At 53.2% G+C, this 21,563-nt stretch carries 20 protein-coding genes; 12 read left to right on the top strand and 8 right to left on the bottom strand.

Translation table 11 applies throughout. From position 1 onward, the window contains the following. Window positions 1-10 precede the first annotated feature (10 nt). The 4 genes from GHC22_RS11675 to patD are packed head-to-tail and all read left to right on the top strand — an operon-like array spanning window position 11 to window position 4,217. Window positions 11-1,027, top strand: a complete 1,017-nt coding sequence (locus GHC22_RS11675) for an ABC transporter ATP-binding protein (protein ID WP_048235324.1) — start codon at window positions 11-13, stop codon at window positions 1,025-1,027. Further along, window positions 1,028-1,972 (top strand): ABC transporter permease, encoded by a 945-nt coding sequence (locus GHC22_RS11680; RefSeq protein ID WP_003833133.1) that lies wholly within the window; start codon window positions 1,028-1,030, stop codon window positions 1,970-1,972. Then, window positions 1,962-2,768 (top strand): ABC transporter permease, encoded by an 807-nt coding sequence (locus tag GHC22_RS11685; RefSeq protein ID WP_003020204.1) that lies wholly within the window; start codon window positions 1,962-1,964, stop codon window positions 2,766-2,768. The genes GHC22_RS11680 and GHC22_RS11685 overlap by 11 nt, the downstream gene beginning before the upstream one ends. A 21-nt stretch (window positions 2,769-2,789) precedes the next feature. Next, window positions 2,790-4,217 (top strand): aminobutyraldehyde dehydrogenase, encoded by a 1,428-nt coding sequence (gene patD, locus GHC22_RS11690; protein ID WP_003833127.1) that lies wholly within the window; start codon window positions 2,790-2,792, stop codon window positions 4,215-4,217. Window positions 4,218-4,410: 193 nt separating this feature from the next. On the opposite strand, the gene GHC22_RS11695 is transcribed toward patD, so the two are convergent. Next, the gene (locus GHC22_RS11695) at window positions 4,411-5,538 is read right to left on the bottom strand and encodes a multidrug effflux MFS transporter (protein ID WP_153753020.1); all 1,128 of its coding nucleotides are present in this window, start codon (window positions 5,536-5,538) and stop codon (window positions 4,411-4,413) included. Between the two features lie 101 nt (window positions 5,539-5,639). On the opposite strand from GHC22_RS11695, the gene GHC22_RS11700 reads away from it, so the two are divergent. Next, window positions 5,640-6,419: a helix-turn-helix domain-containing protein gene (locus tag GHC22_RS11700; RefSeq protein WP_008784837.1), complete on the top strand. Its 780-nt coding sequence runs from the start codon at window positions 5,640-5,642 to the stop codon at window positions 6,417-6,419. A gap of 119 nt (window positions 6,420-6,538) precedes the next feature. Here the strand turns inward: GHC22_RS11700 and yncL are convergent, their stop codons facing one another. Next, a complete protein-coding gene (yncL, locus tag GHC22_RS11705) occupies window positions 6,539-6,634 on the bottom strand; it encodes a stress response membrane protein YncL (RefSeq protein ID WP_071524268.1) in 96 nt (31 codons plus the stop codon). Between the two features lie 192 nt (window positions 6,635-6,826). Between yncL and GHC22_RS11710 the strand changes: the two genes are divergently transcribed. Beyond that, entirely contained in the window at window positions 6,827-7,000 is a 174-nt protein-coding gene (locus GHC22_RS11710; protein WP_003020198.1) for a GhoT/OrtT family toxin, read from the top strand. Window positions 7,001-7,019: 19 nt separating this feature from the next. Here the strand turns inward: GHC22_RS11710 and GHC22_RS11715 are convergent, their stop codons facing one another. The 3 genes from GHC22_RS11715 to GHC22_RS11725 are packed head-to-tail and all read right to left on the bottom strand — an operon-like array spanning window position 7,020 to window position 13,472. Then, window positions 7,020-9,182 (bottom strand): virulence factor SrfC family protein, encoded by a 2,163-nt coding sequence (locus GHC22_RS11715; protein WP_153753021.1) that lies wholly within the window; start codon window positions 9,180-9,182, stop codon window positions 7,020-7,022. After that, window positions 9,179-12,160, bottom strand: coding sequence for a virulence factor SrfB (locus GHC22_RS11720; protein WP_153753023.1), 2,982 nt, complete (start codon window positions 12,158-12,160; stop codon window positions 9,179-9,181). Before GHC22_RS11720 ends, GHC22_RS11715 begins: the two co-directional genes overlap by 4 nt. Window positions 12,161-12,164: 4 nt before the next feature. After that, a complete protein-coding gene (locus tag GHC22_RS11725; RefSeq protein WP_153753024.1) occupies window positions 12,165-13,472 on the bottom strand; it encodes an SrfA family protein in 1,308 nt (435 codons plus the stop codon). Window positions 13,473-13,754: 282 nt separating this feature from the next. Here GHC22_RS11725 and GHC22_RS11730 point away from each other — a divergent pair, with 282 nt between their 5' ends. Both GHC22_RS11730 and GHC22_RS11735 read left to right on the top strand, forming a co-directional pair. Beyond that, window positions 13,755-15,353: an ABC transporter substrate-binding protein gene (locus GHC22_RS11730; protein ID WP_103285243.1), complete on the top strand. Its 1,599-nt coding sequence runs from the start codon at window positions 13,755-13,757 to the stop codon at window positions 15,351-15,353. Window positions 15,354-15,370: 17 nt separating this feature from the next. Continuing rightward, window positions 15,371-15,604 (top strand): YdcY family protein, encoded by a 234-nt coding sequence (locus tag GHC22_RS11735; protein WP_003020183.1) that lies wholly within the window; start codon window positions 15,371-15,373, stop codon window positions 15,602-15,604. A gap of 64 nt (window positions 15,605-15,668) precedes the next feature. Here GHC22_RS11735 and GHC22_RS11740 read toward each other — a convergent pair whose 3' ends face one another. Next, entirely contained in the window at window positions 15,669-16,118 is a 450-nt protein-coding gene (locus GHC22_RS11740) for a DMT family transporter (protein WP_048227592.1), read from the bottom strand. Beyond that, window positions 16,115-16,633 carry an L-methionine sulfoximine/L-methionine sulfone acetyltransferase gene (gene mddA, locus GHC22_RS11745; protein WP_048235335.1) on the bottom strand — a complete coding sequence of 173 codons (519 nt, stop codon included), beginning with the start codon at window positions 16,631-16,633 and terminating at the stop codon, window positions 16,115-16,117. The genes GHC22_RS11740 and mddA overlap by 4 nt, the downstream gene beginning before the upstream one ends. A gap of 37 nt (window positions 16,634-16,670) precedes the next feature. On the opposite strand from mddA, the gene GHC22_RS11750 reads away from it, so the two are divergent. From GHC22_RS11750 to GHC22_RS11765, 4 genes are all read left to right on the top strand, one after another. Next, entirely contained in the window at window positions 16,671-17,246 is a 576-nt protein-coding gene (locus tag GHC22_RS11750; RefSeq protein ID WP_003833097.1) for an XRE family transcriptional regulator, read from the top strand. A gap of 58 nt (window positions 17,247-17,304) precedes the next feature. Beyond that, complete coding sequence (locus tag GHC22_RS11755) at window positions 17,305-18,339, top strand: NADP-dependent oxidoreductase (RefSeq protein WP_048214160.1); 1,035 nt, start codon at window positions 17,305-17,307, stop codon at window positions 18,337-18,339. Between the two features lie 252 nt (window positions 18,340-18,591). Next, window positions 18,592-19,653 (top strand): YncE family protein, encoded by a 1,062-nt coding sequence (locus tag GHC22_RS11760; RefSeq protein WP_003833093.1) that lies wholly within the window; start codon window positions 18,592-18,594, stop codon window positions 19,651-19,653. Between the two features lie 137 nt (window positions 19,654-19,790). Next, window positions 19,791-20,012, top strand: coding sequence for a YgdI/YgdR family lipoprotein (locus tag GHC22_RS11765; RefSeq protein ID WP_003020157.1), 222 nt, complete (start codon window positions 19,791-19,793; stop codon window positions 20,010-20,012). A 41-nt stretch (window positions 20,013-20,053) separates the two neighbouring features. On the opposite strand, the gene ansP is transcribed toward GHC22_RS11765, so the two are convergent. Continuing rightward, window positions 20,054-21,496 carry an L-asparagine permease gene (ansP, locus tag GHC22_RS11770; protein WP_003833088.1) on the bottom strand — a complete coding sequence of 481 codons (1,443 nt, stop codon included), beginning with the start codon at window positions 21,494-21,496 and terminating at the stop codon, window positions 20,054-20,056. Between the last annotated feature and the right edge of the window lie 67 nt (window positions 21,497-21,563).

Genomic DNA, 21,563 nt, shown 5'->3' on the forward strand with positions numbered 1-21,563 from the left:
TGGGGGTTTTATGACGTACGCAGTGGAGTTTCATAACGTCTCGCGTTTGTATGGGGATGTTCGTGCAGTTGATGGGGTAAGTATTGCGATTAACGACGGTGAGTTTTTCTCTATGCTGGGGCCATCCGGCTCCGGCAAGACCACTTGTCTGCGCCTGATTGCCGGGTTTGAGCAGCTGTCAGGCGGCGCAATTACCATTTTTGGTAAGCAGGCCAGCGAATTGCCGCCCTGGGAACGGGACGTCAATACGGTATTTCAGGATTACGCGTTGTTCCCGCACATGTCGATTCTCGACAACGTCGCCTACGGGCTGATGGTCAAAGGCATCGATAAAAAACAGCGCCACGCGAAAGCACGTGAAGCGCTGGATAAGGTCGCACTCGGTTTTGTGCATGAGCGTAAACCGTCGCAGCTTTCCGGTGGGCAACGTCAGCGCGTGGCGATTGCCAGGGCGCTGGTCAATGAGCCGCGCGTCCTGCTGTTGGATGAGCCGCTCGGGGCATTGGATCTTAAATTGCGTGAACAGATGCAGCTGGAACTGAAAAAATTACAGCAATCTCTTGGCATCACGTTCATTTTTGTTACTCACGATCAGGGTGAAGCCCTGTCGATGTCCGATCGTGTGGCGGTGTTTAATAACGGTCGCATTGAACAGGTAGATTCTCCGCGTGAACTGTATATGCGTCCACGTACGCCGTTTGTGGCAAGTTTCGTCGGGACGTCCAATGTCTTCGATGCGACGATGTCGGCTAACGTTTGTGGGCTACAGGGGATGTTCTCCCTGCGTCCGGAACACATTCGCTTGAATGATACCGGAGGAGAAGTTCAGGCCCGGGGGGTTATTCAGGCGGTGCAGTATCAGGGGGCGGCGACGCGGTTTGAGCTAAAACTCGCCGGAGGGGAAAAATTGCTGGTTAGCCAGGCGAACCTGACGGGAGAAATGCTACCGTCAACGTTGTCGCCAGGTCAGCAGGTGATGGCATCCTGGTCACGCGACGTGATGGTACCGCTGGTTGAGGAGAGGTGAATGGCTATGAACGTCTTACATTCGCCTCCACAGTCGACCAACCTGAACCGGATCTCAGGTTACTTCTGGCGTAATCCGGGGCTGGGGTTATTTTTGCTGCTCCTCGGACCGCTGATGTGGTTTGGCATCGTCTACTTTGGCTCATTACTGACGCTGTTGTGGCAAGGTTTTTATACCTTCGACGATTTCACCATGTCGGTCACACCAGACCTGACGCTGGCGAATTTGCAGGCGCTGTTTAATCCCGCTAACTACGACATCATTTTGCGCACTCTGACGATGGCGGTAGCAGTCACCATCGCCAGCGCGATTCTGGCGTTTCCGATGGCGTGGTATATGGCTCGCTATACCAGCGGCAAAATGAAGGCTTTTTTTTACATTGCCGTAATGTTGCCAATGTGGGCCAGCTACATCGTTAAAGCCTATGCGTGGACGCTGCTGTTGGCTAAAGACGGCGTGGCGCAGTGGTTTTTAACCCACCTTGGGCTGGAGCCGTTGCTGCTTTCGTTCCTGACATTGCCTGCGGTAGGCGGCAATACGCTGTCGACTTCAGGGTTAGGGCGTTTCCTGGTGTTCGTCTATATCTGGCTGCCGTTTATGATCCTGCCGGTACAGGCCGCGCTGGAGAGACTTCCGCCGTCGCTGTTACAGGCTTCTGCTGATTTGGGCGCGCGTCCGCGTCAAACCTTCCGCTATGTGGTGCTTCCATTGGCGATACCGGGCATTGCAGCGGGTTCAATCTTTACCTTCTCTCTGACGTTGGGTGACTTTATTGTGCCGCAACTGGTGGGACCGCCGGGCTATTTCATCGGCAACATGGTGTATTCACAACAAGGGGCGATCGGCAATATGCCGATGGCGGCGGCATTTACTCTGGTGCCGATTGTGTTAATCGCACTGTATCTGGCGTTCGTGAAGCGTCTGGGAGCTTTCGATGCACTCTGAACGCGCACCCTGGCTACTCAAACTGGCGGCATGGGGCGGGGTTATTTTCCTGCACTTTCCCATCCTCATCATCGCCACCTATGCTTTTAATACTGAGGAGGCTGCTTTTAGTTTTCCACCCCAGGGATTAACGCTGAAGTGGTTTAGCGTTGCTGCGCAGCGTAGCGATATTCTGGAGTCTGTGACGTTGTCACTTAAGATCGCTGCGTTGTCGACAGCTATTGCCCTTGTTCTGGGGACGCTGGCCGCGGCCGCGCTGTGGCGTAGGGACTTTTTTGGCAAAAGTGCAATATCGCTGTTGCTACTGTTGCCGATCGCGCTGCCGGGCATTATTACCGGCCTTGCGCTGTTGACCGCGTTTAAAACCATCAACCTGGAACCGGGTTTTCTCACGATCGTGGTGGGCCATGCGACGTTTTGCGTGGTGGTGGTGTTTAACAACGTTGTGGCGCGTTTTCGCCGTACCTCATGGAGTCTGGTTGAAGCGTCTATGGATCTTGGCGCCAATGGCTGGCAAACCTTTCGTTATGTCGTGCTGCCAAACCTGGCATCGGCACTTCTGGCGGGGGGGATGCTGGCGTTTGCCTTGTCGTTTGATGAAATCATCGTGACAACGTTCACCGCCGGACATGAAAGAACACTTCCTCTGTGGCTGCTCAATCAATTGGGCCGTCCACGGGATGTGCCGGTCACCAACGTTGTGGCATTGCTGGTAATGCTGGTGACAACACTGCCAATTTTAGGGGCCTGGTGGCTAACGCGTGAAGGCGACACTCTCGCCGGAAACGGTAAATAAACGACGATATGGGAAATTGCTATGCAACATCAATTACTGATTAATGGCGAGCTGGTCAACGGTGAAGGTGAAAAGCAGCCAGTCTATAACCCTGCCACTGGTGAACTCATTCTGGAGATTGCTGAGGCGTCAGCCATGCAGGTTGATGCCGCTGTACGTGCGGCAGACGCCGCGTTTGCCACCTGGGGGCAAACCACGCCGAAAGTCCGCTCTGAACTGCTGCTGAAACTAGCGGATGCTATTGCTGATAACGCGCAAACCTTCGCTGAGCTGGAATCACTTAACTGCGGTAAACCGCTACACTGTGTTCTCAACGATGAAATTCCCGCTATTGTCGATGTTTTCCGTTTCTTCGCCGGTGCGGCGCGTACCCTGCAAGGACAGGCGGCCGGTGAATATCTGGAAGGGCATACCTCGATGATTCGCCGTGATCCGCTGGGCGTGGTGGCTTCTATTGCGCCGTGGAACTATCCGCTGATGATGGCGGCGTGGAAGCTGGCTCCAGCGTTGGCGGCGGGGAACTGCGTGGTGATTAAACCGTCAGAAATTACCCCGCTGACGGCGCTTAAATTAGCCGAATTCGCCAAAGACATTTATCCGGCTGGCGTGATTAACGTGCTGTTTGGCCGCGGTAAAACGGTGGGCGATCCGCTGACCGGTCATGAAAAAGTGCGCATGGTTTCGCTGACCGGCTCCATTGCAACCGGTGAACACATTATTCAGCACACCGCGCCGTCAATTAAGCGTACGCATATGGAACTGGGCGGAAAAGCTCCGGTGATCATTTTTGATGATGCCGATCTGGATGCAGTGGTGAGCGGCGTGCGGACCTTTGGTTATTACAACGCCGGGCAAGACTGTACCGCCGCTTGCCGAATTTATGCCCAGAAAGGCATTTATGATGCACTGGTCGAAAAACTTGGCGCCGCCGTTGCCAGCCTGAAAATTGGTCCGCCGAATGATGAATCGACCGAGCTGGGACCAGTGAGCTCGCAGGCACATCTCGATCGCGTGACTAAAGCGGTCGATGAGGCTAAAGCGTTGGGCCATATTAAGGTCATCACCGGCGGTAAAAAAGTGGATGGTTCAGGCTACTATTTTGCCCCGACGCTGCTTGCTGGGGCGAAGCAGGACGATGCCATCGTACAGCGGGAAGTTTTCGGTCCGGTGGTCAGCGTGACCGTATTTGATGATGAAGATCAGGTGCTAGCATGGGCCAACGATTCGAAATACGGCCTGGCATCCTCCGTCTGGACCAGGGATGTTGGGCGAGCGCATCGCTTTAGCGCTCGCCTGCAATATGGTTGTACCTGGGTCAATACCCATTTCACGCTGGTTAGCGAGATGCCGCACGGTGGGCAAAAACAGTCTGGCTATGGAAAGGATATGTCGGTTTATGGGCTAGAGGATTACACGGTTATTCGCCATGTTATGATCAAGCATGAGTAATATCTTAAGCGCGATCGGCGAATGGGGCACGGATAGCTAAATATTGGCATACGTGTGTCTATACTATTCGCGCCACTGGCCTCGTCGCCATCGGACGGCGGTAAGTTGGAAATATCCGCGAGGTCAGGCTAATTGATACAACAAAGCCCCAGCATATAGCCGGGGCTTTGTGCTTTCAGGATCGCCATCGGGTTTATCTGCGGCCCTGGCTGCAAAGCCAGGCGAGTAGGGCACAGACGCTCAGAACCAGCCCCAGTTGCTGCACCATGCCTGCTAAACCCAGCATCATCCCAAGTAACAGGTAATAGCTTAATCCGAACAAAGCACCTGCGGCACCGGCCTGTTCACGGTAGTGACGCAGCGCCTGACTCAGCACATTGGGAATGGCGATACCATAGGCAATCACCACGCCGAACACCGGAATCAAGATCCACGCGGAGTGCTGTAAACACCACGCGACGAGACCTGACAACGCTGCCAGCACACAGGCATAACGTACAAGTCGCTCCGGCGTCAGACCTGTCGTTAACAGTCTTCGGTTCAGCAGGCTACCTGACAGAGAAGCAAACGCAAGTAGCAACCCCGTCCAGCCAAAGGCTCTGGAGCTCCATCCTAATTGCCCAAAAAGAAACGGCGCCAGGCTGTAATAGCTAAATAGCATGGTGTTCAGCAGGGCAACCAGCAAGGCGTTTTTCCGCAACTCACTGTCCCGCATCATGCGGGAAAACAGCGCGGCAAGCTTCGGGCTGAGCGTATGTTCGGGCCGGGTTTCTGGCAGCATGGTCGCTGTCAGTATTAGCAGTAGCAACGCCAACAGCACAAGGGCAACAAAGACACCGGTATGGCCATACAGACTCACTAACCAACCTCCGCTTAGCAGGCCAAAAACTGGACTCAATGCCAGCGCGGCCCCCATCAAGGAAAAGACGCGGGATAGCGCAGTTGATTCATAACTGTCCCTTAGCATGGTCTGTACCACGACCGACCCCGCAGCCGCACCGATGGCGGAGATCATCCGCGCCAGCAGCAAAACGCTGAAGTCGGTGGCAACAACGGCCAATGCGCAACCTGTTCCATAGCAGATAAGCCCTGCCAGCATCGCCCAACGTCGTCCGATGCAGTCACTTAGCCAACCCCACATCGCTACGCCGACGGCAAAGGCAACAAAATAAACGGAGAGTGTTTGAGCCGCGCGCTCACTGCTTACGTGAAAAGAGGTAGCGATACCCGGCAATGCCGGGCTGTAAATGGTTTCCACCAGTTGTGGAAACATAATCAGTAGCGTAAGAAGCCACAGCGGTGGGCGACGAAGTGCGTTCATAGCAATATCCAAAGAGACAGAAAACAGGCGGGCATTATTGCTGAAAGGAATATGTCGTATTACCATTATCAGGACTTTAAATATCAAATATCAGACAGATAATGAAAATTGCCCCTGATGATGCTTTTGATGCGGATAGTTTTGATAAACCGGTAATCGGTATTGCTGCCGATATGGGCGTACATGATTCCGGGCGGCATAGTCATCTTCGTCATCAGCTACTTTTTTCGGCAGCGGGAAGTATTACGATTGAACTGGAGCAGGCCCTGTGTCTGCTACCGCCACGCCGTGCGGTTTGGATCCCGGCAGGCACGGTACATCGCGCCATAATGCGTGGTGTGATGGCTTATCGCTCTTTGTACTTTTCAACCACATTGCCGTTATCTGAGTTACCGCTGCAGATAGTCGAAGTTAATCCGCTGTTTTTTGAAGTGATAGAACGTATGGCCTTCTGGCCATGGGAAATGCCTGCCGCACAGCAGTCCAGCCTCATTACCGTTTTTTGTGAGGAAATGCGTGCCGCCCGCACTGAAAACTGGACATTGCAGTATCCCTCAGATCCGCGGCTTAACGTGTGGCTCAAGGGATTACGCATGGGGGAATTGCCACCACGACTGAATCAATTGTCCCGACAGGTTGGGGCATGCGAGAGGACGATCAGCCGAATATTTATCAGGGATACCGGGATGAATTATCAGGACTGGCGGCAGCAATTTAGGCTGTTAAAAGCCATGGAGATGTTGGCTGACGGAGGCCATATCAGCCAGGTCGCGCAATATCTGGAGTTTGTCAGCGACAGTGCTTTTATTGCGTTCTTCCATCAACATACCGGCACAACACCTGGCCGATATTCGGGCAATATAATGCCGCAGAAGGATTAGGGTTATTACATATTAAGGATAATTTACCCAGTGATAGCAGAGTGGGAAGATCGTTTACTGATGGCAGAGAGAAGATCCTCTCTGCCAGCGGACGCTGCAATTAATCAAGAAGAGTTACATCAAGCAAACCAGCCGAACCTTGCGGATATCAGACTGAAAAGTCCTACAGCAGCAAATATATTTATCAGCACCACAGTTTTACTGGAAACATTCATTTTTGCCACCTTTCGTTTTAACCCTTATGGGTATAGTACGGCTTATAACTATCCGCAATAGTACGAATTCTGAACATAATGAAAATGGGTTGTTTTACAGCCGTTTTTCTTAAATTAATTAATAAAACTTGATGTGAGTCATGAAAAATAGCATATTGCGCGCGATTTTCTCTTCTGGCCAGGATGCCTTAAATGTCCCTATACCAAAAAATGTTGGTTTTTTATGCGGTGATGGCCGTCATCACAGCAATCATCACCTGGTTTCTTTCCCGCGATAAAAAGCGGATCCGCTTTCTTAGCGCGGTATTAGTTGGGGCGACCTGGCCGATGAGTTTTCCCGTTGCGCTGATGTTTTCTCTTTTCTGATGACGGCGTATACGCCGTTTCAGGAGGAAAACAGGGCATCTAATCGTTTTTTATCGGCTTCGCTGACATCCTGCGGATGCTGATATCCCACGTTTTCATTGGCGCGGGTATACAACGCGACCAGCCAGTCGTAAACGTACCGGCTTGCGCCGTGCGAAGGTTGTTCATCCAGCTTCGTCAGGCGTAACATCGGCGATTGCTTCGGCGCGCTAAAAATAGCCGATCCTTTTTGGATCCTGCTGGCAGGGCGCTGTTCCTCAGCAACGTCGGCAAATCCAAGCCAGGTAATAAAATCACCAATATCGGCGTGTAACTGCGCGGCACAGACGTTTTCTCGCTGCATAATGCGCTGTAAGCGTTGTGGCATCTCCAGGCGATAGCTGGTGGTGACGAGAATGTCGGCAACCAGCCTTAACGTACGGGGATCGAGTCGTAAACGGCGGGCATTATTTTCATCGCGACACCACTGGCGCACGTGGTTAATCCACATTTTGTGTGCCTGATATCCGGTCTCCTGACTTTCCGGCGAGTGTAGTGTGTCACGCACTTCGGCAAACAGGTCAATCTCTTCATTAAATAAACCGCTTACCTGCTCCTCGCGTGGTTGCTGAATACGCAGCAGCGACTCAAAAATGCGCATCGGCGGGAGCAAACCATCCAGCAGTTCGCCATGTTTTGCCGCTTGCGCCTGTAACTGGCGGATCACCGACTCGTGGCTATCCGATTCAGCTTGAGCGGGATTAATCCAGCTTATCAGCGTTTCGCGGATGCGCTGTTGATGCTGCTCGCGTAGAGAAGTCAACCTGGCCTGGCGCTGCTGTGGTGAGGTTGCCTGAGTCAGCCATTCGACAAGACGTTGTAAGCTATGTTTATCCAGCGCCTGCAATGTACCCCAATGCAGCCCGGGCTTGCCCATTAATTGCTGCACGGATTCATCAAGGTTTTGCTGGGTACTAAAACGCGCATCCTGTGGGGTGATGGCCCAAACCACGCCCGGTAATGCGGCATCATGAACAGGTTGGGTATCGTTGACCCAGCCCAACAGCTTGCGGGTGATGGCGGGCGTCTGGGCGCGGGCAGAGACCGCGTTGCAGATTAAGAGCACATCCGGTTGCAGGTGCTGGCGATAATGTTCCAGCATCCAGCCTAATTTTGCCTGCCACAGTGGGTTAGGATGAGCATCCGGGGCGAGGGGAATATCGAGCAGATCGACATTCTCCAGCACCGAGTCTTCAACCGTCAGAACCAGCTCGCGCGTGAGCAGCGCCAGTGACGACAAAGAAAGACTGACCGCATTGAGCAACTGATGATTTTCAATCGGATGAACCACCACATCGCTTTGCGTCTCATTATTGCCGGTCAATGCCACCTGGGTCAGGAAACTTTCGGCCGGTAAACCAAAATGATCAACCAGCAGACTCAGCGGGGCCGCTAATTCTTGCGCGTGTCCGGTTTGTTGCAACGTGTGCGCCAGCGCCAGCCACTGCTGCGTCAGCTCTGGTTGCTCTCCCCACAGTAACGCCCAGGCGTTTGCCCGGGTAGTCAGGTCCAGTGCGGGCAGCAACGTGGCAAACTGATACCATAGTGCATCGTCAATTTGCTGCTGGTTTGCCGGTATGCAGGAGCGCCAGAAACGACCAATTGCCGCAACATCATGTGCGGTAATACCCGGCACCGGGTGACGCTGACGCAGCGTTTGCCATTTTTCCAGGCGCGCCTCAATAATCGATTTCTCGACCTGTCGGTTGCCCGGGAGCGCGCTGAACTGGGCGATAAATAGCTGTACCAGTTCGGCTTCACTGAGTAATCGCAGACGCAACGGCCATTCGCTATCATGCGGATTTTCATCGCGCGTAAAACGGATCGCCATATTGGTTGGTGCATGGCCCGGATTAATATGTGAGAAATAATCAAAGCTGCGATCCGGGGTAACAATATTCACTTTGCCAGTGGCATTGCAGCACAATGCCGCCAGCAGATGTGCTTTTGCCGATTGTGAGTGTCCGTATAACCCTATACATCCTTGCGATGAAAAGGTCTCCTTCAACGCAGATTCACTCACTGCGGCTAGCGTAAGCTGTGCCAGCAGGGCATCCGCTTCATCATCAAGACGCGCCGCACGTTGACGGGTATCTACCACCCACTCGATGGCGGCCTGCGCGGTATTTAACATCTTACTCATTTCAGGTACACGCTCCCGCTATCAATCCAGTAATGGCTTCCGCTATGGCGACGGTCTGCCAGCGTATTCAGTTTTAACGTTAAGGCATTGGCGGCAACGGGGGTGCCATCCTGTAACCAGGCATCACTCAGGATGAAGAATTCCGGGCCACTTTCTTTGCTGCCGCCGCGTAGCTGCAGCCGAACATTCAATACGCCATCTCCGGCGATAGTTTTTGCCAGTTCGGCAGAGTTTATGCTGAGCGTATACAGCGGCGTGGCAGGCCAGCGGCTGTTTGCCAGTTGCCGAAATCCTAACGTCACGTTGCCACGTAACGGGAAATGCAACCGGGCATCCAGCTTCGCCCCAGGTTTATCCAGATCAATATCGTGATACCAGATGTTCTCATCGCGCAGGGTATTGACCGTATTATCCAGCACACCGAGAAAGCGTACGGTCGAGTAAGCGCCGATATCGGCAGCTTTAAAGTTAAAACGTGGCAAACGCAAATCCAGCGCCAGGCTGCACAGCATAGCGCCTACAGCAGCGGTGGATTTAGGGTTACCAATCCGCCCCTGTTGGCTGAACGGATACCACTCATGCACGCGGTAGTTATCCATCCAGATCATACGGTTAACCGGAACAGGTTGCAGATGGCGGATCAACGCCTGTACACCCGGTAAACAGGCGGGTCTGCCTGTTACTAATAAAATATCGCAGCGATAGTGTGAAATGGCCTCACAAACCGCGTGCAGTGGGGAAGTCAGGGTAAATTGCCCCGCCAATAGTGCTTCTTGTAACTGCCTGAACTGTACCTGTAACGGCACGCTCAGAACATCAAACGCTAGCGACCCTGCTGGCAACGCATGGTCGATAGCCTGTTGGATGTAGTTCATCACGTTGCGCGTGGGTTGTTGACTCAGGAGTTCCCCAAAGGTGGCATGTAGCCCGGCGACCGGGTCGTTAATATCGCTTTGTTCCCAGGCAGAGAGGACCGCATGACCAAGCGGCATAAAGAGCTGCAATGCCGTTTGTTGACGCAGAATTGCTTGAGTATCGATGCGCCCGGAATCGCCAAATAGCGTGGCCAGCAATGCGGCGGCGTCGGTCACGCCAGCCTGTTGTAAGCGGGTTTGCAGCGCAGGCAACACGCAGCGCTGAATCACGTCCAGCAGCATGTCATCGCCCGCAACTTTAAAACCTTCACGGAACAGCAGATGCGGGGTAATTTTGACATTCGCGCCAACGCCGTCATCAAGCTGGTAATGAACGACAGCCATATCCGTTGTCCCGCCGCCAATATCGATCGATGCCACGCGCAGTGCTCGACCTTTAGTCTCACCAGGCTCCGGCAAACGGTCCGGGCGGGCAAGGGCGTTAAAGAACGATTCGGTGTGGCCATCGTAGTGTGAGATAGCTTCGTTATACAGCCACACCAGTTGCCCGCAGCTGGCTTCATCCCATTCCATCTGAATTTCAGGTACGGGAACCACACTCTTTTCCTGCTGCTTACGGGTGGTGAAGTCTTCATCCTGCGGGTGCCAGCCCATTGCTTTCCAGACCAGGGCAATAGCTTCAAACATGCGCAGGCGGAAAATCTCGCGCTCCTGTTTGGGCATCGCCGACGGTAGGGTCAGGATCAGCGTCCGTAACTGACGAGGAGACGCCGGGAATCCGAGGCGCAAACGCGTCGCTACGCTGTTAATTTGCCCCAGCGCCTGGGCCAGTATTTCGCACAGCATATGCGTCATCAGCGTGCTGCGGCTGTATTGTGGTGAGAACACTGGCAGACGATCGTCCTGCGGCAGGCTGAACAGCGGCTGCCCGTCATCGTTCATCAGGTTCATCAGCGGGAAGGCGGTAGCCAGCGGTTCGCGCTGGGTTTTGCCATTCATCTGGCTAAAGCGCCAGTCATGCAGCACCGGCGTTTCATCCCACAGATAGCGGCGCGGGCTGGAGATCCCACTGTTGCCCTCGGTGCCCATACGCTGCATCGCCAACTTACGGGCTTCATCACCCACACGTACAATCGACGGCCAGATAAAGGCGTCATCACGTCCGCTCTCAACGGAAAAGTGCTGTTTACCGAACCGCGCTTCGGAAAACTCCAGCCGACTGGTGAATAGCGGATCGTTGAGGAACTGCGGCTCGCTTAACGAACGGACCTGCAATTCAGCGGTCTGACGCAGCCCGTCATTGGCATCCCCGTGATCTTCAATCAGGACACCACAGGTATGGGTATTACCGATATCCAAAATAAGATCGACGGGAATGGCGGGTGTGCTAAGGGTGTGCGTAACCAGTTTCACTTCCGGGACGGAAAGCTGCTCACCTAACAGGGTCAGCACATTCAGCCAGTGCGCCTGGTATTCAAAGTTACGCAGCGCCTGCTGGATCTCTTGTTCTGAGCGGTTCTCATGTTGGGTGACATGGTGCATAAAAGATTCGCGCAACCAGCCGTCAATCCAGGTCTGGTCAAGGAAATCAGCAATTTCGTTGTCATGCCAGGCCAGCGCAAACCGTGTACCGTTAAGCAGATCATTTTCGTTGGGGGTTAACGCCGCAGGGGCATTTTCAGTAAGCTGGCTGTCCAGCGCTACGGTAACACGGTGGGTGTTGCCTGCGCTGTCCGGCTGCGGCAGCTTTCGCACCTGCACGCGTGCCCAGTTATCCGGGCCTTCAACAAACGTACGCGGCGGGTTAAAGCGCAAAAACGGCAGCGGCAGCCAGACGCCGTCGAGCACGTCCAGCGAATAGTGCAGCGTCTGAGTACTTTCCGGCTTCACCACTTCGGGTTGCGCGCCGGTGCTGCCCGGTAGGGTATAGCGTCCTGACGTCAGATCGAAGTCTAGTCTCAGTAGCGGACCGTTTGCCGTTTTGCGCACAAAGCGTCCATGGTGCGCAGATTCCTGCGGCGTGAGGCCGAAATCCAGAAATTGCACACCGCTATTGGCGATGAGCGTCACGCTCTGTTTGTAATCACACAGATTCACCAACATAAAATCAGGCACCTATCTTTTTGATCGTCAGAGGGATTTCCGCGTGATCGTCATAACGCGCGGTACAGGCGGCGACGTCATTGGTTCCCGCTTTGCAGGTAATTTCAGGCATCGGATAACGTGAACCGTCGGTACAACGGGCATTGCCGCGACTCTTAATCATTAATTCACCCGACTGGTGCAAACCAGAGAAAATCTCGGCACGACAAACAATGTTGTCACCATGAACCACGCGCGCAGTGCCTTTATTGGCCTGGATCTGATAGCGCAGCGACGGCGCTTTGCCGCTCACCGGATCTTTAACATCGACCATGACGCGCCAGTTACCGTTGAGAAAACGCGTCGTTCCTGCCTTCATCTGGTTGGCATCCATCACCAGCGCATCTTTTGGAATCGCGGCGATCACCACCGGTCCTTCGACAGGTTTCTCTTTCTTCGCAGCTGGAGTCACTTCAGCACGATGCAGGGGCAGTACAGATGTCAGTGCTGGCAGCGGTGCCATATCAACCTTAGCGACTTCAATAGCGGCTACTGCGGGTACGGGCTGGGTGGTCTGTTGCTTCCAAAGCAGCGGCCCAACGATGGCTGCAATAATCACTGCGGCAACGGGTAGGCTCCACAGCGATATGCGGCGTATGGGCTTTTCATGTACCGGCGGGGCAGTGACTTCAGGTTCGTTAACAATAACCGGGGGTTGAGGTTCAGGTTCAGCCGGTTTTGGCAGATCAACGACCGGCGTCAGTAAGGGGACATCGGCCTCGGCAAAGGTAATTTCCGGTGCGATTTCATCTTCCTGTTCTGGCTCTGCTACGGTAACCACAGGAGGAACATCGGCAATGCGCAGGCAGTCGAGCACATCGTCGCGGGGATTTTCATTCAGATTGACGAAGCCCCAGAACGTAATAACGGGTTTGCCATCAACCAGAAACACGTGATTTTCACCGGGAAACTGGATGGCTTTTTCGAGCAGCGAGCCAAACAGCTGTAGGGAGGTTTTCCCCGATTGCAGGCTTTTACGGCTCAGGGTCGCCGCATTTTCCAGCGTGCTCCCCAGATAGCGCAGCGCACGAAAACGTGCTTCTTCATCAGCGGCTTTCCACGCCACGGCTTTCCCTTCTATCGGGGAATACCAGTCAACCCGATCGCCGTTGTCGTTAATTTGTGGGATCGCCAGACAATCCACCATCGCCTGCTGTTTACGCAGACGAAGCGTTTCACGAATTTGCAATGCTGAATCAAACACGGCCTGACCACCGCCGCCCACGGCCTGATAGTCATCCAAATTGCCGCTGCGCAAGAGAGTTTTTGCCACGTTGTTACCCCTTAGACTTCTTCACGTATCTACTTTACGTTTTATAAAAACGAGCAAACGGCGAAAGAGAGGCAAAAAGGGGCTAATTTTCATGGCATAGAGTGCCGGGAAAAATCTTGACGTTTTGAAAAAGACTTAAGGGAAATTAATTCGCTTGGAGTGATGAATTATTCAGCGAAATACACCGGATTAGAATAACCTGATAGTGATTTGTTATTGGTCAGTTTTTGTCAGCTATGCTCTGATATCCCTGTTAATAATAAAATAAGAAGGCTTATAACCATGATTGCAAGGAAAACGTTACTCGCGCTGGCTCTCAGCGCCGTCTTACCGTCAGGCGCTGCGTTCGCGGCCAATACTGACACCATCATCTATTGCTCTGAAGCATCTCCGGAGTCATTTAACCCGCAAATCGCCAGTTCAGGTCCTTCATTTGTGGCCAGTTCACAGGTGCTCTACAACCGACTCATCAACTTTGATCCGGTAAAGAATACCCCGATACCGTCTCTGGCAACGGACTGGACGATTTCCCCGGACGGTAAGACTTATACGTTTACCCTGCGTCAGGGCGTGAAATTCAACAGTAATAAATTCTTTAAACCGACCCGCGACTTCAACGCAGATGACGTGATTTTCTCGGTATTACGGCAGAAAGATGCCGATCATCCGTATCACAAGGTTTCTCAGGGAAGCTACGAATACTTTAACGATGTTGGTCTGGATAAACTGATTAAAGAAGTGAAGAAGGTCGATGATTATCATGTTCAGTTTGTCCTCAATGAACCTAATGCTGCGTTTCTTGCCGACTGGGGTATGGATTTTGCCTCTATCCTTTCTGCGGAATATGCCGACGCGATGCTGAAAAAAGGCACCCCGGAAAACGTCGATAACTGGCCGATTGGCACCGGGCCTTACGTGTTGCAACAGTACAAGCAGGACTCGCAAATCCGCTATCTTGCCAACCCGAACTACTGGGATGGCGCCGTTCCAACGAAGCACCTGATCTTCTCAATCACGCCAAACGTCCAGACGCGGCTGGCAAAACTGCAAACCAATGAGTGCCAGATAATCCCGGCACCAGCCCCCGTACAGTTTGACGAGATTAAAAAGAATAAAGATTTGACGCTGCATGCGGTTGAAGCGCTGAACGTCGGATATCTGGCGTTTAATACCGAGAAAAAACCGTTTGATAACGTACTGGTGCGTCAGGCGCTAAACTACGCGACCGATAAAAAGGCCATTATTAACGCCGTCTTTTTAGGTTCCGGTACGGTGGCGAAATCGCCGATTCCGCCGAATATGATGGGCTTCAATAAAGATCTGCAGGATTACACTTACGACCCGCAAAAGGCGAAAGATCTGCTGAAGCAGGCGGGGCTGGAAAACGGCTTTGAAGCGACGCTGTGGTCAATGCCGGTTCAGCGCCCTTACAACCCGAACTCCCGACGGATTGCTGAGATGATCCAGAGCGACTGGGCAAAGGTGGGCGTGAAGGCGAAAATTGTGTCGTACGAGTGGGGGGAATATCTCTCCGGAATGCGTAAAGGTGAGCATGACACCGCATTGTTTGGCTGGATGTCAGACAACGGCGATCCGGATAACTTCGCCGATGTGCTGCTGGGCTGCGACAGCATAAAAACCGGATCTAACGCCGCGCGCTGGTGCGATAAAGAGTATAATTCGTTGGTTCAAAAGGCGAAGCTGGTGAGTAAACCGGAAGAGCGCGCCGCGCTTTACCAGCAATCGCAAGAGATTTTCTACCAGCAGGCTCCGTGGATAGCCCTGGCAAACGGTAAAACGTTCTATGCTACGCGCAGCAACGTTAGCGGATACAGCGTCAGCCTGATGGGCAGTGATTTTTCAAAAGCAAAATTAAATTAATGAGTTAAGGAGAGGTTATGTCGCATCTGGATGAGGTCAGCGCACGTGTTGATGCCGCCATTGAAGAGAGCGTCATTACGCATATGAATGAATTGCTGATTGAGCTCAGCGATGATGTCGCGTTGAGCCGGGAAGATCGCTATACCCAGCAACAGCGTTTGCGTACGGCTATCGCACATCATGGCCGTCAGCATAAAGAAGATATGGAAGCCCGTCGCGAACAGTTGACCAAAGGCGGCACAATCCTCTGATATTTCACTTATCCGACCTACAGACACGTTCTGTAGGTCTGATAAGCGAAGCGCCATCAGGCAATTAAAATGAACGTCTCGCCACCAGCCACGCCCCGATGACCAACAGCACCGCGCCACAGACCGGACCTACCAGCGCCCGCAGCGGCACGCCGTGACTACGTAGAATATCCAGCACCAGCCCGCCGATTAACTGGCTAGCCACCAGCACCGCGATAGTGGTAGCGGCCCCCACATTTTGGTACCCACTGATACTGGCAAAAACAAAGAACGATCCCAGCAATCCGGGGATGAGCGTCCACCAGCGCACGCTGGATACCAGTTCTCCAAATCCCGCAGCTCCTTGTTTAAACCACAGTATGCTGACAAACAGCACGATCCCGACCAGCGAGTTAAGCAACATGGCGATGAGGATCGTCGAGGATGTCTGGGTGATGCGTACCATCAAGGTATTTTGCACCACCAGACCAATACCTGCGGCAATCAGAAAGGAGAGGGTCAGCGTCTGGTTCATCTACGGGCATCCGGATCGCGGCGATCGTCTAGCTGTAACTGCATGAAGGTCAGATCCAGCCAACGGCCAAATTTGGTTCCAACCTGCGGCATTTGCGCGGTGGTTTTAAAACCCAGCAAGCTGTGCAGATGCAGTGATGCCTGATTCTGAGACTCAATACCTGCCACCATCACATGCTTGCCGCATGCGCGGGCTTCGTCTATCAGTCTGCTGAGCAGTGCCCGTCCTAGCCCTTTTCCCTGATGTTCAGGATGAACATACACCGAATGTTCAACGGTATGACGGAAGCCATCAAAGTTACGCCAGTCGCCAAAGGAGGCGTATCCTGTAACCACGCCATTCTCTTCACTCACCAGCACCGGATACCCCATCAATTGGCGGGCTTCATACCAGGAAATACGGTTTTCGGCATCGACCGTTTGATCGTTCCAGATAGCCGCCGTATGCAGTACCGCATGGTTGTAGATTTCTGCAATGGCGGCGCAGTCTTCTTTGCTGGCAAATCGAATTGACATGTTGAACCTCAGGGGTTGTTCACTATAGTATTACAATATGAATACTATTGAAGACAGCATAAATCAACGGATCAGTGCAAGAATTCGCATTGAGCGGGAATCTCGCGGTTGGTCACTCACGGAACTTGCCGAGCGCGCGGGTGTGTCGCGGGCCATGATCCATAAAATAGAGCGCGGCGAGAGTAGTCCAACGGCTACGCTGCTGGGCAGGCTTTCCGGCGCGTTTGGCATCAGCATGTCTACCCTGATTGCGCGGGCTGAAATGCAGGAGGGCAAGCTATTGCGCTTCGTCGATCAGCCTGTTTGGCACGATCCACAAAGCCACTATCTGCGCCGCCATGTTTCACCGCGCAGCGATCTGCCTATCGATCTGGTGCAGATCGAATTACCTGCCGGAAGTGATATCCCGATGCCAGCCTCTTCCTATGTGCAGGCCAGACAACTTATCTGGTTACAGCAGGGGGAATTAGTCTTTGTCGAAGGGGACGTACGCCATGAAATGCAGGCAGGTGATTGCCTGGAACTTGGCCCGCCGAATGACTGTCGGTTTATCAATGAAACCGCGCAACCTTGCGTTTACCTGGTTGTGCGGTTAAATCACGTCGTCAGCTAAATAGCAGGAACGGGCTGCTACTATTGATGGATTCATGCCAAAAGCAGAGGAGCACATCATGGGTCAACAGACTAATCGTAACCGTCGTTGGGTACTGGCTTCCCGTCCACATGGCGCGCCAGTCCCAGAGAACTTCCGTCTTGAAGAAGATGAAGTCGCAACACCGGGCGAAGGCCAGATGTTGTTGCGCACAGTTTATCTTTCCCTCGATCCCTACATGCGTGGCCGCATGAGCGATGAGCCATCTTACTCACCACCAGTAGAGATTGGTGGTGTCATGGTGGGGGGTACCGTAAGTCGCGTGGTGTCATCCCACCATCCGGACTACCAGCCAGGCGAATGGGTATTGAGCTACAGCGGTTGGCAGGACTATGACATCTCCGACGGAAACGGGCTGGTGAAGCTTGGCGATCATCCCGAGCATCCCTCCTGGGCGCTGGGTGTTATGGGTATGCCGGGGTTTACCGCTTATATGGGCCTGCTGGATATCGGTCAGCCAAAAGCGGGGGAAACGCTGGTGGTAGCTGCCGCAACCGGGCCGGTTGGCGCAACGGTCGGGCAGATCGGTAAGCTTAAGGGTTGTCGGGTGATCGGTGTGGCGGGTGGGGCAGAGAAATGCCGACATGCCACCGAGGTATTGGGTTTTGATGTTTGTCTCGATCACCACGCACAAGATTTTGCGCAACAACTGGCAAAAGCCTGTCCACAGGGTATTGATATTTATTACGAAAACGTCGGTGGAAAAGTATTTGATGCTGTCCTGCCGTTACTCAACACCTCAGCGCGCATCCCGCTTTGTGGCCTGGTCAGCGGTTATAACGCAACGTCGCTTCCGGCCGGACCTGACAGATTACCGCTGTTAATGGCAACGCTGCTGAAAAAGCGTATCCGCATGCAGGGTTTTATCATTGGTCAGGATTATGGACACCGTATTCATGAGTTTCAGCGGGAGATGGGGCGCTGGGTTAAAGAGGGCAAAATCCACTACCGCGAGCAGGTGACCGACGGTCTGGAAAATGCGCCACAAACCTTTATCGGTCTGCTGACCGGCAAAAACTTCGGCAAGGTAGTGATTCGTCTTGCTGAGGATTGATGCGTAAAGGTGGAAGACGGTGAATGCCTGTAACCAGGCCTGCTTCGTACAAAATGTAGGCCTGGTAAAATGCCAATGTCGTTATCTGGTATTCATGGAGAAAATAAGAAGGTTACTACCCGAAAGCGAATAAACACTCCACATTGAGATAAATAATGATTACTATTCTCATTCTTAAAAAGGCAAAACCATGATTTTGCTCATTGAAGCTATGTGAAGCAGTAACAAACGAATTTATCAAAGGGAGTCGTCATGTCTTTACGTCATCTGTTTTCGCCGCGTCTGCGTGGTTCTTTACTGTTAGGTTCACTGCTCGTTGCATCATCTTTTACTACGCAGGCTGCAGAAGAACTGCTGCGCAAAGCCGTCGGCAAAGGCGCCTATGAAATGGCGTACAGCCAGCAAGAGAACGCGTTGTGGCTGGCGACCTCACAGAGCCGCAAACTGGATACCGGCGGGGTGGTTTATCGTCTTGACCCGGTCACCCTCGAAGTGACCCAGGTGATTCATAACGATCTCAAACCATTTGGTGCCACCATCAACAACGCCACGCAAACGCTGTGGTTCGGCAACACGGTAAACAGCGCGGTTACGGCGATGGATGCCAAAACCGGTGCGGTGAAAGGACGTCTGGTGCTGGATGCGCGTAAGCGTTCTGAAGACGTTCGCCCGCTGCAGCCGCGTGAGCTGGTCGCCGATGATGCCACCAACACGGTATACATTAGCGGTATTGGTAAAGAGAGCGTGATTTGGGTGGTGGACGGTGAGACGATCAAGCTGAAGGACACCATCCAGAATACCGGCAAAATGAGCACCGCTCTGGCTGTCGACAGCAAAGCTAAACGCCTGTACACCGCCAATGCCGACGGTGAATTCATTACCATTGACACCGCCACTAACAAAATTCTCAGCCGCAAAAAACTGCTGGATGATGGGAAAGAGCATTTCTTTATCAACCTGAGCCTGGACACAGCGGGCAACCGCGCATTTGTCACCGACTCTAAAGCGGCGGAAGTGTTGGTAATCGACACCCGTAATGGCAATGTACTGGCAAAAGTCGCCGCGCCGGAATCCCTGGCCGTGTTGTTCAACCCAACGCGTAATGAAGCCTACGTGACTCATCGCCAGGCCGGTAAAGTGAGTGTGATCGACGCGAAAAGCTATAAAGTCGTCAAAACATTCGAGACCCCAACGTTCCCGAATAGCCTGGCGCTCTCCGCCGATGGTAAAACCCTGTACGTCAGCGTGAAACAGAAATCTACCCGCGAGCAGGAAGCCACTCAGCCGGACGATGTTATTCGTATTGCGCTATAAAACATCCGGAGGGGGAAACCCCTCCTGTCATTTCTCTAAACCCCACGATACGCCTCGTTACACCCCGCCAGTAGCCCGAGCCACTTCAGGGACTTACACTACGCCCTCAACGGCTAACTGAATAACACGGGAATACCATGAAAAAGCCATTTATCTGTCTTTGTGCAGGCGTAATGCTCTTTACCCTTGCAGGATGTACCACCGATTACGTCATGACGACCAAAAGCGGACAAACCATCACCACCCAGGGTAAGCCAAAACTGGACAAAGATACGGGAATGACCAGCTATACCGATCAGGATGGAAATGCGCGGGAAATTAACAGCAACGATGTAGCGCAGTTGATTGAAGCGAACTAAAAATGAAGGCCTGAAGGGTTAACCAGTCAGGCCTTCAGCCATTACGGCGCGGTGCGGTGGATTTCCGCGACGCGTTTACGTACGCCGAACCAGCCTGCAACCAGCAGGATGGCAATCAACGGTAATGACGCGATGGTGTAGGTGCCGTTTGGATAGTCAAACGCCATCAGCACCAGCACGCTCAGCAGGAACAGTAGGGTTAGCCACGAGGTAAACGGAGCGCCCGGCAGTTTAAAGCTGACGTCTGCCGTTTTACCTTCTTTTATGGCCCGGCGCAGACGCATCTGACAGACCATGATAAAGCCCCACGACGCAATAATGCCCAACGACGCGAAGTTCAACACAATCTCAAACACCTGCGACGGCACCAGATAGTTCAGAAATACCCCGACGACATAGACGACCAACGTGGCGAGGATCCCAGCCCAGGGTACCTGTTGACGGCTCATTTTAGCCATGAATTTAGGCGCCGATCCGCCCATCGACATGGAACGTAAAATACGCCCGGTGCAGTACAGCCCAGAGTTAAGGCTGGAAAGCGCCGCGGTGAGCACCACAATATTCATGATACTGCCGATATACGGCACGCCCAGTTTGGAGAAGAAGGTAACAAACGGGCTTTGCCCCGCCTGATAGGCATTCCACGGCAGTAACAGAACCAGCAGCACGACAGAACCCACATAGAACAGACCAATACGCCAGATAACGCTATTGATTGCTTTTGGCACCATGGTTTGCGGATCTTTGCATTCTCCAGCAGCGGTTCCCACCAGTTCAATGGAGGCAAACGCGAAAACCACCCCCTGGACCAGTACCAGCGCCGGCAGCAGGCCATGTGGGAAGAATCCACCGTTGTCGGTGATCAGGTGAAAACCGGTGGCGTTACCATCCAGCGGCTTTCCAGTGCCTAAAAAGACGGTACCCACCACCAGGAAAATCACAATCGCCAGCACTTTGACCAGCGCAAACCAAAACTCCATCTCCGCGAACCACTTCACGCCGATCATGTTCATGGTGCCAACAATGGCCAGCGCGCCGAGGGCGAACACCCACTGCGGTACATCACCAAATGCGCCCCAGTAATGCATATACAGCGCCACCGCGGTGATATCGACAATGCCGGTCATCGCCCAGTTGATGAAGTACATCCAGCCAGCCACATAGGCGGCTTTCTCACCTAAAAATTCGCGAGCGTAGGAGACAAAGCTGCCGCTGGAAGGGCGATGTAAAACCAGTTCACCAAGCGCGCGCAGTATAAAGAACGAAAAAATACCGCACACCAGATAGACCAGCGCCAAAGCAGGACCCGCCATTTGCAAGCGTGCGCCAGCCCCTAAAAACAACCCGGTACCAATTGCGCCGCCAATGGCGATCATTTGTACCTGTCGATTACCCATCGCTTTGTGATACCCCTCTTCGTGGGCATTCAACCAGCGTCGTTTCGCCGCATGTTGTTCCGCGGCTTGCGTGTTGTTTGTGTTCATTACTTTTCCTGTTGACCTGACAAAAATACAAAATCCTTTTTGCCGCACCTGCTGCGGCGAAAACAGC

The organism is Citrobacter sp. H12-3-2, assembly GCF_009649895.1.
GTDB classification, from domain to species: Bacteria; Pseudomonadota; Gammaproteobacteria; order Enterobacterales; family Enterobacteriaceae; genus Citrobacter; species Citrobacter portucalensis.

Bases quoted from the DNA above. Each gene is read 5' to 3' on its own strand.
- GHC22_RS11760 (WP_003833093.1), top strand. From the start codon at position 18,592: ATGTCTTTACGTCATCTGTTTTCGCCGCGTCTGCGTGGTTCTTTACTG.
- GHC22_RS11740 (WP_048227592.1), bottom strand. From the start codon at position 16,118: ATGAACCAGACGCTGACCCTCTCCTTTCTGATTGCCGCAGGTATTGGT.
- ansP (WP_003833088.1), bottom strand. From the start codon at position 21,496: ATGAACACAAACAACACGCAAGCCGCGGAACAACATGCGGCGAAACGA.
- GHC22_RS11710 (WP_003020198.1), top strand. From the start codon at position 6,827: ATGTCCCTATACCAAAAAATGTTGGTTTTTTATGCGGTGATGGCCGTC.
- mddA (WP_048235335.1), bottom strand. From the start codon at position 16,633: ATGTCAATTCGATTTGCCAGCAAAGAAGACTGCGCCGCCATTGCAGAA.
- yncL (WP_071524268.1), bottom strand. From the start codon at position 6,634: ATGAATGTTTCCAGTAAAACTGTGGTGCTGATAAATATATTTGCTGCT.
- GHC22_RS11755 (WP_048214160.1), top strand. From the start codon at position 17,305: ATGGGTCAACAGACTAATCGTAACCGTCGTTGGGTACTGGCTTCCCGT.
- GHC22_RS11765 (WP_003020157.1), top strand. From the start codon at position 19,791: ATGAAAAAGCCATTTATCTGTCTTTGTGCAGGCGTAATGCTCTTTACC.
- GHC22_RS11695 (WP_153753020.1), bottom strand. From the start codon at position 5,538: ATGAACGCACTTCGTCGCCCACCGCTGTGGCTTCTTACGCTACTGATT.
- GHC22_RS11735 (WP_003020183.1), top strand. From the start codon at position 15,371: ATGTCGCATCTGGATGAGGTCAGCGCACGTGTTGATGCCGCCATTGAA.
- patD (WP_003833127.1), top strand. From the start codon at position 2,790: ATGCAACATCAATTACTGATTAATGGCGAGCTGGTCAACGGTGAAGGT.
- GHC22_RS11675 (WP_048235324.1), top strand. From the start codon at position 11: ATGACGTACGCAGTGGAGTTTCATAACGTCTCGCGTTTGTATGGGGAT.
- GHC22_RS11720 (WP_153753023.1), bottom strand. From the start codon at position 12,160: ATGTTGGTGAATCTGTGTGATTACAAACAGAGCGTGACGCTCATCGCC.
- GHC22_RS11680 (WP_003833133.1), top strand. From the start codon at position 1,028: ATGGCTATGAACGTCTTACATTCGCCTCCACAGTCGACCAACCTGAAC.
- GHC22_RS11730 (WP_103285243.1), top strand. From the start codon at position 13,755: ATGATTGCAAGGAAAACGTTACTCGCGCTGGCTCTCAGCGCCGTCTTA.
- GHC22_RS11750 (WP_003833097.1), top strand. From the start codon at position 16,671: ATGAATACTATTGAAGACAGCATAAATCAACGGATCAGTGCAAGAATT.
- GHC22_RS11700 (WP_008784837.1), top strand. From the start codon at position 5,640: ATGAAAATTGCCCCTGATGATGCTTTTGATGCGGATAGTTTTGATAAA.
- GHC22_RS11685 (WP_003020204.1), top strand. From the start codon at position 1,962: ATGCACTCTGAACGCGCACCCTGGCTACTCAAACTGGCGGCATGGGGC.
- GHC22_RS11715 (WP_153753021.1), bottom strand. From the start codon at position 9,182: ATGAGTAAGATGTTAAATACCGCGCAGGCCGCCATCGAGTGGGTGGTA.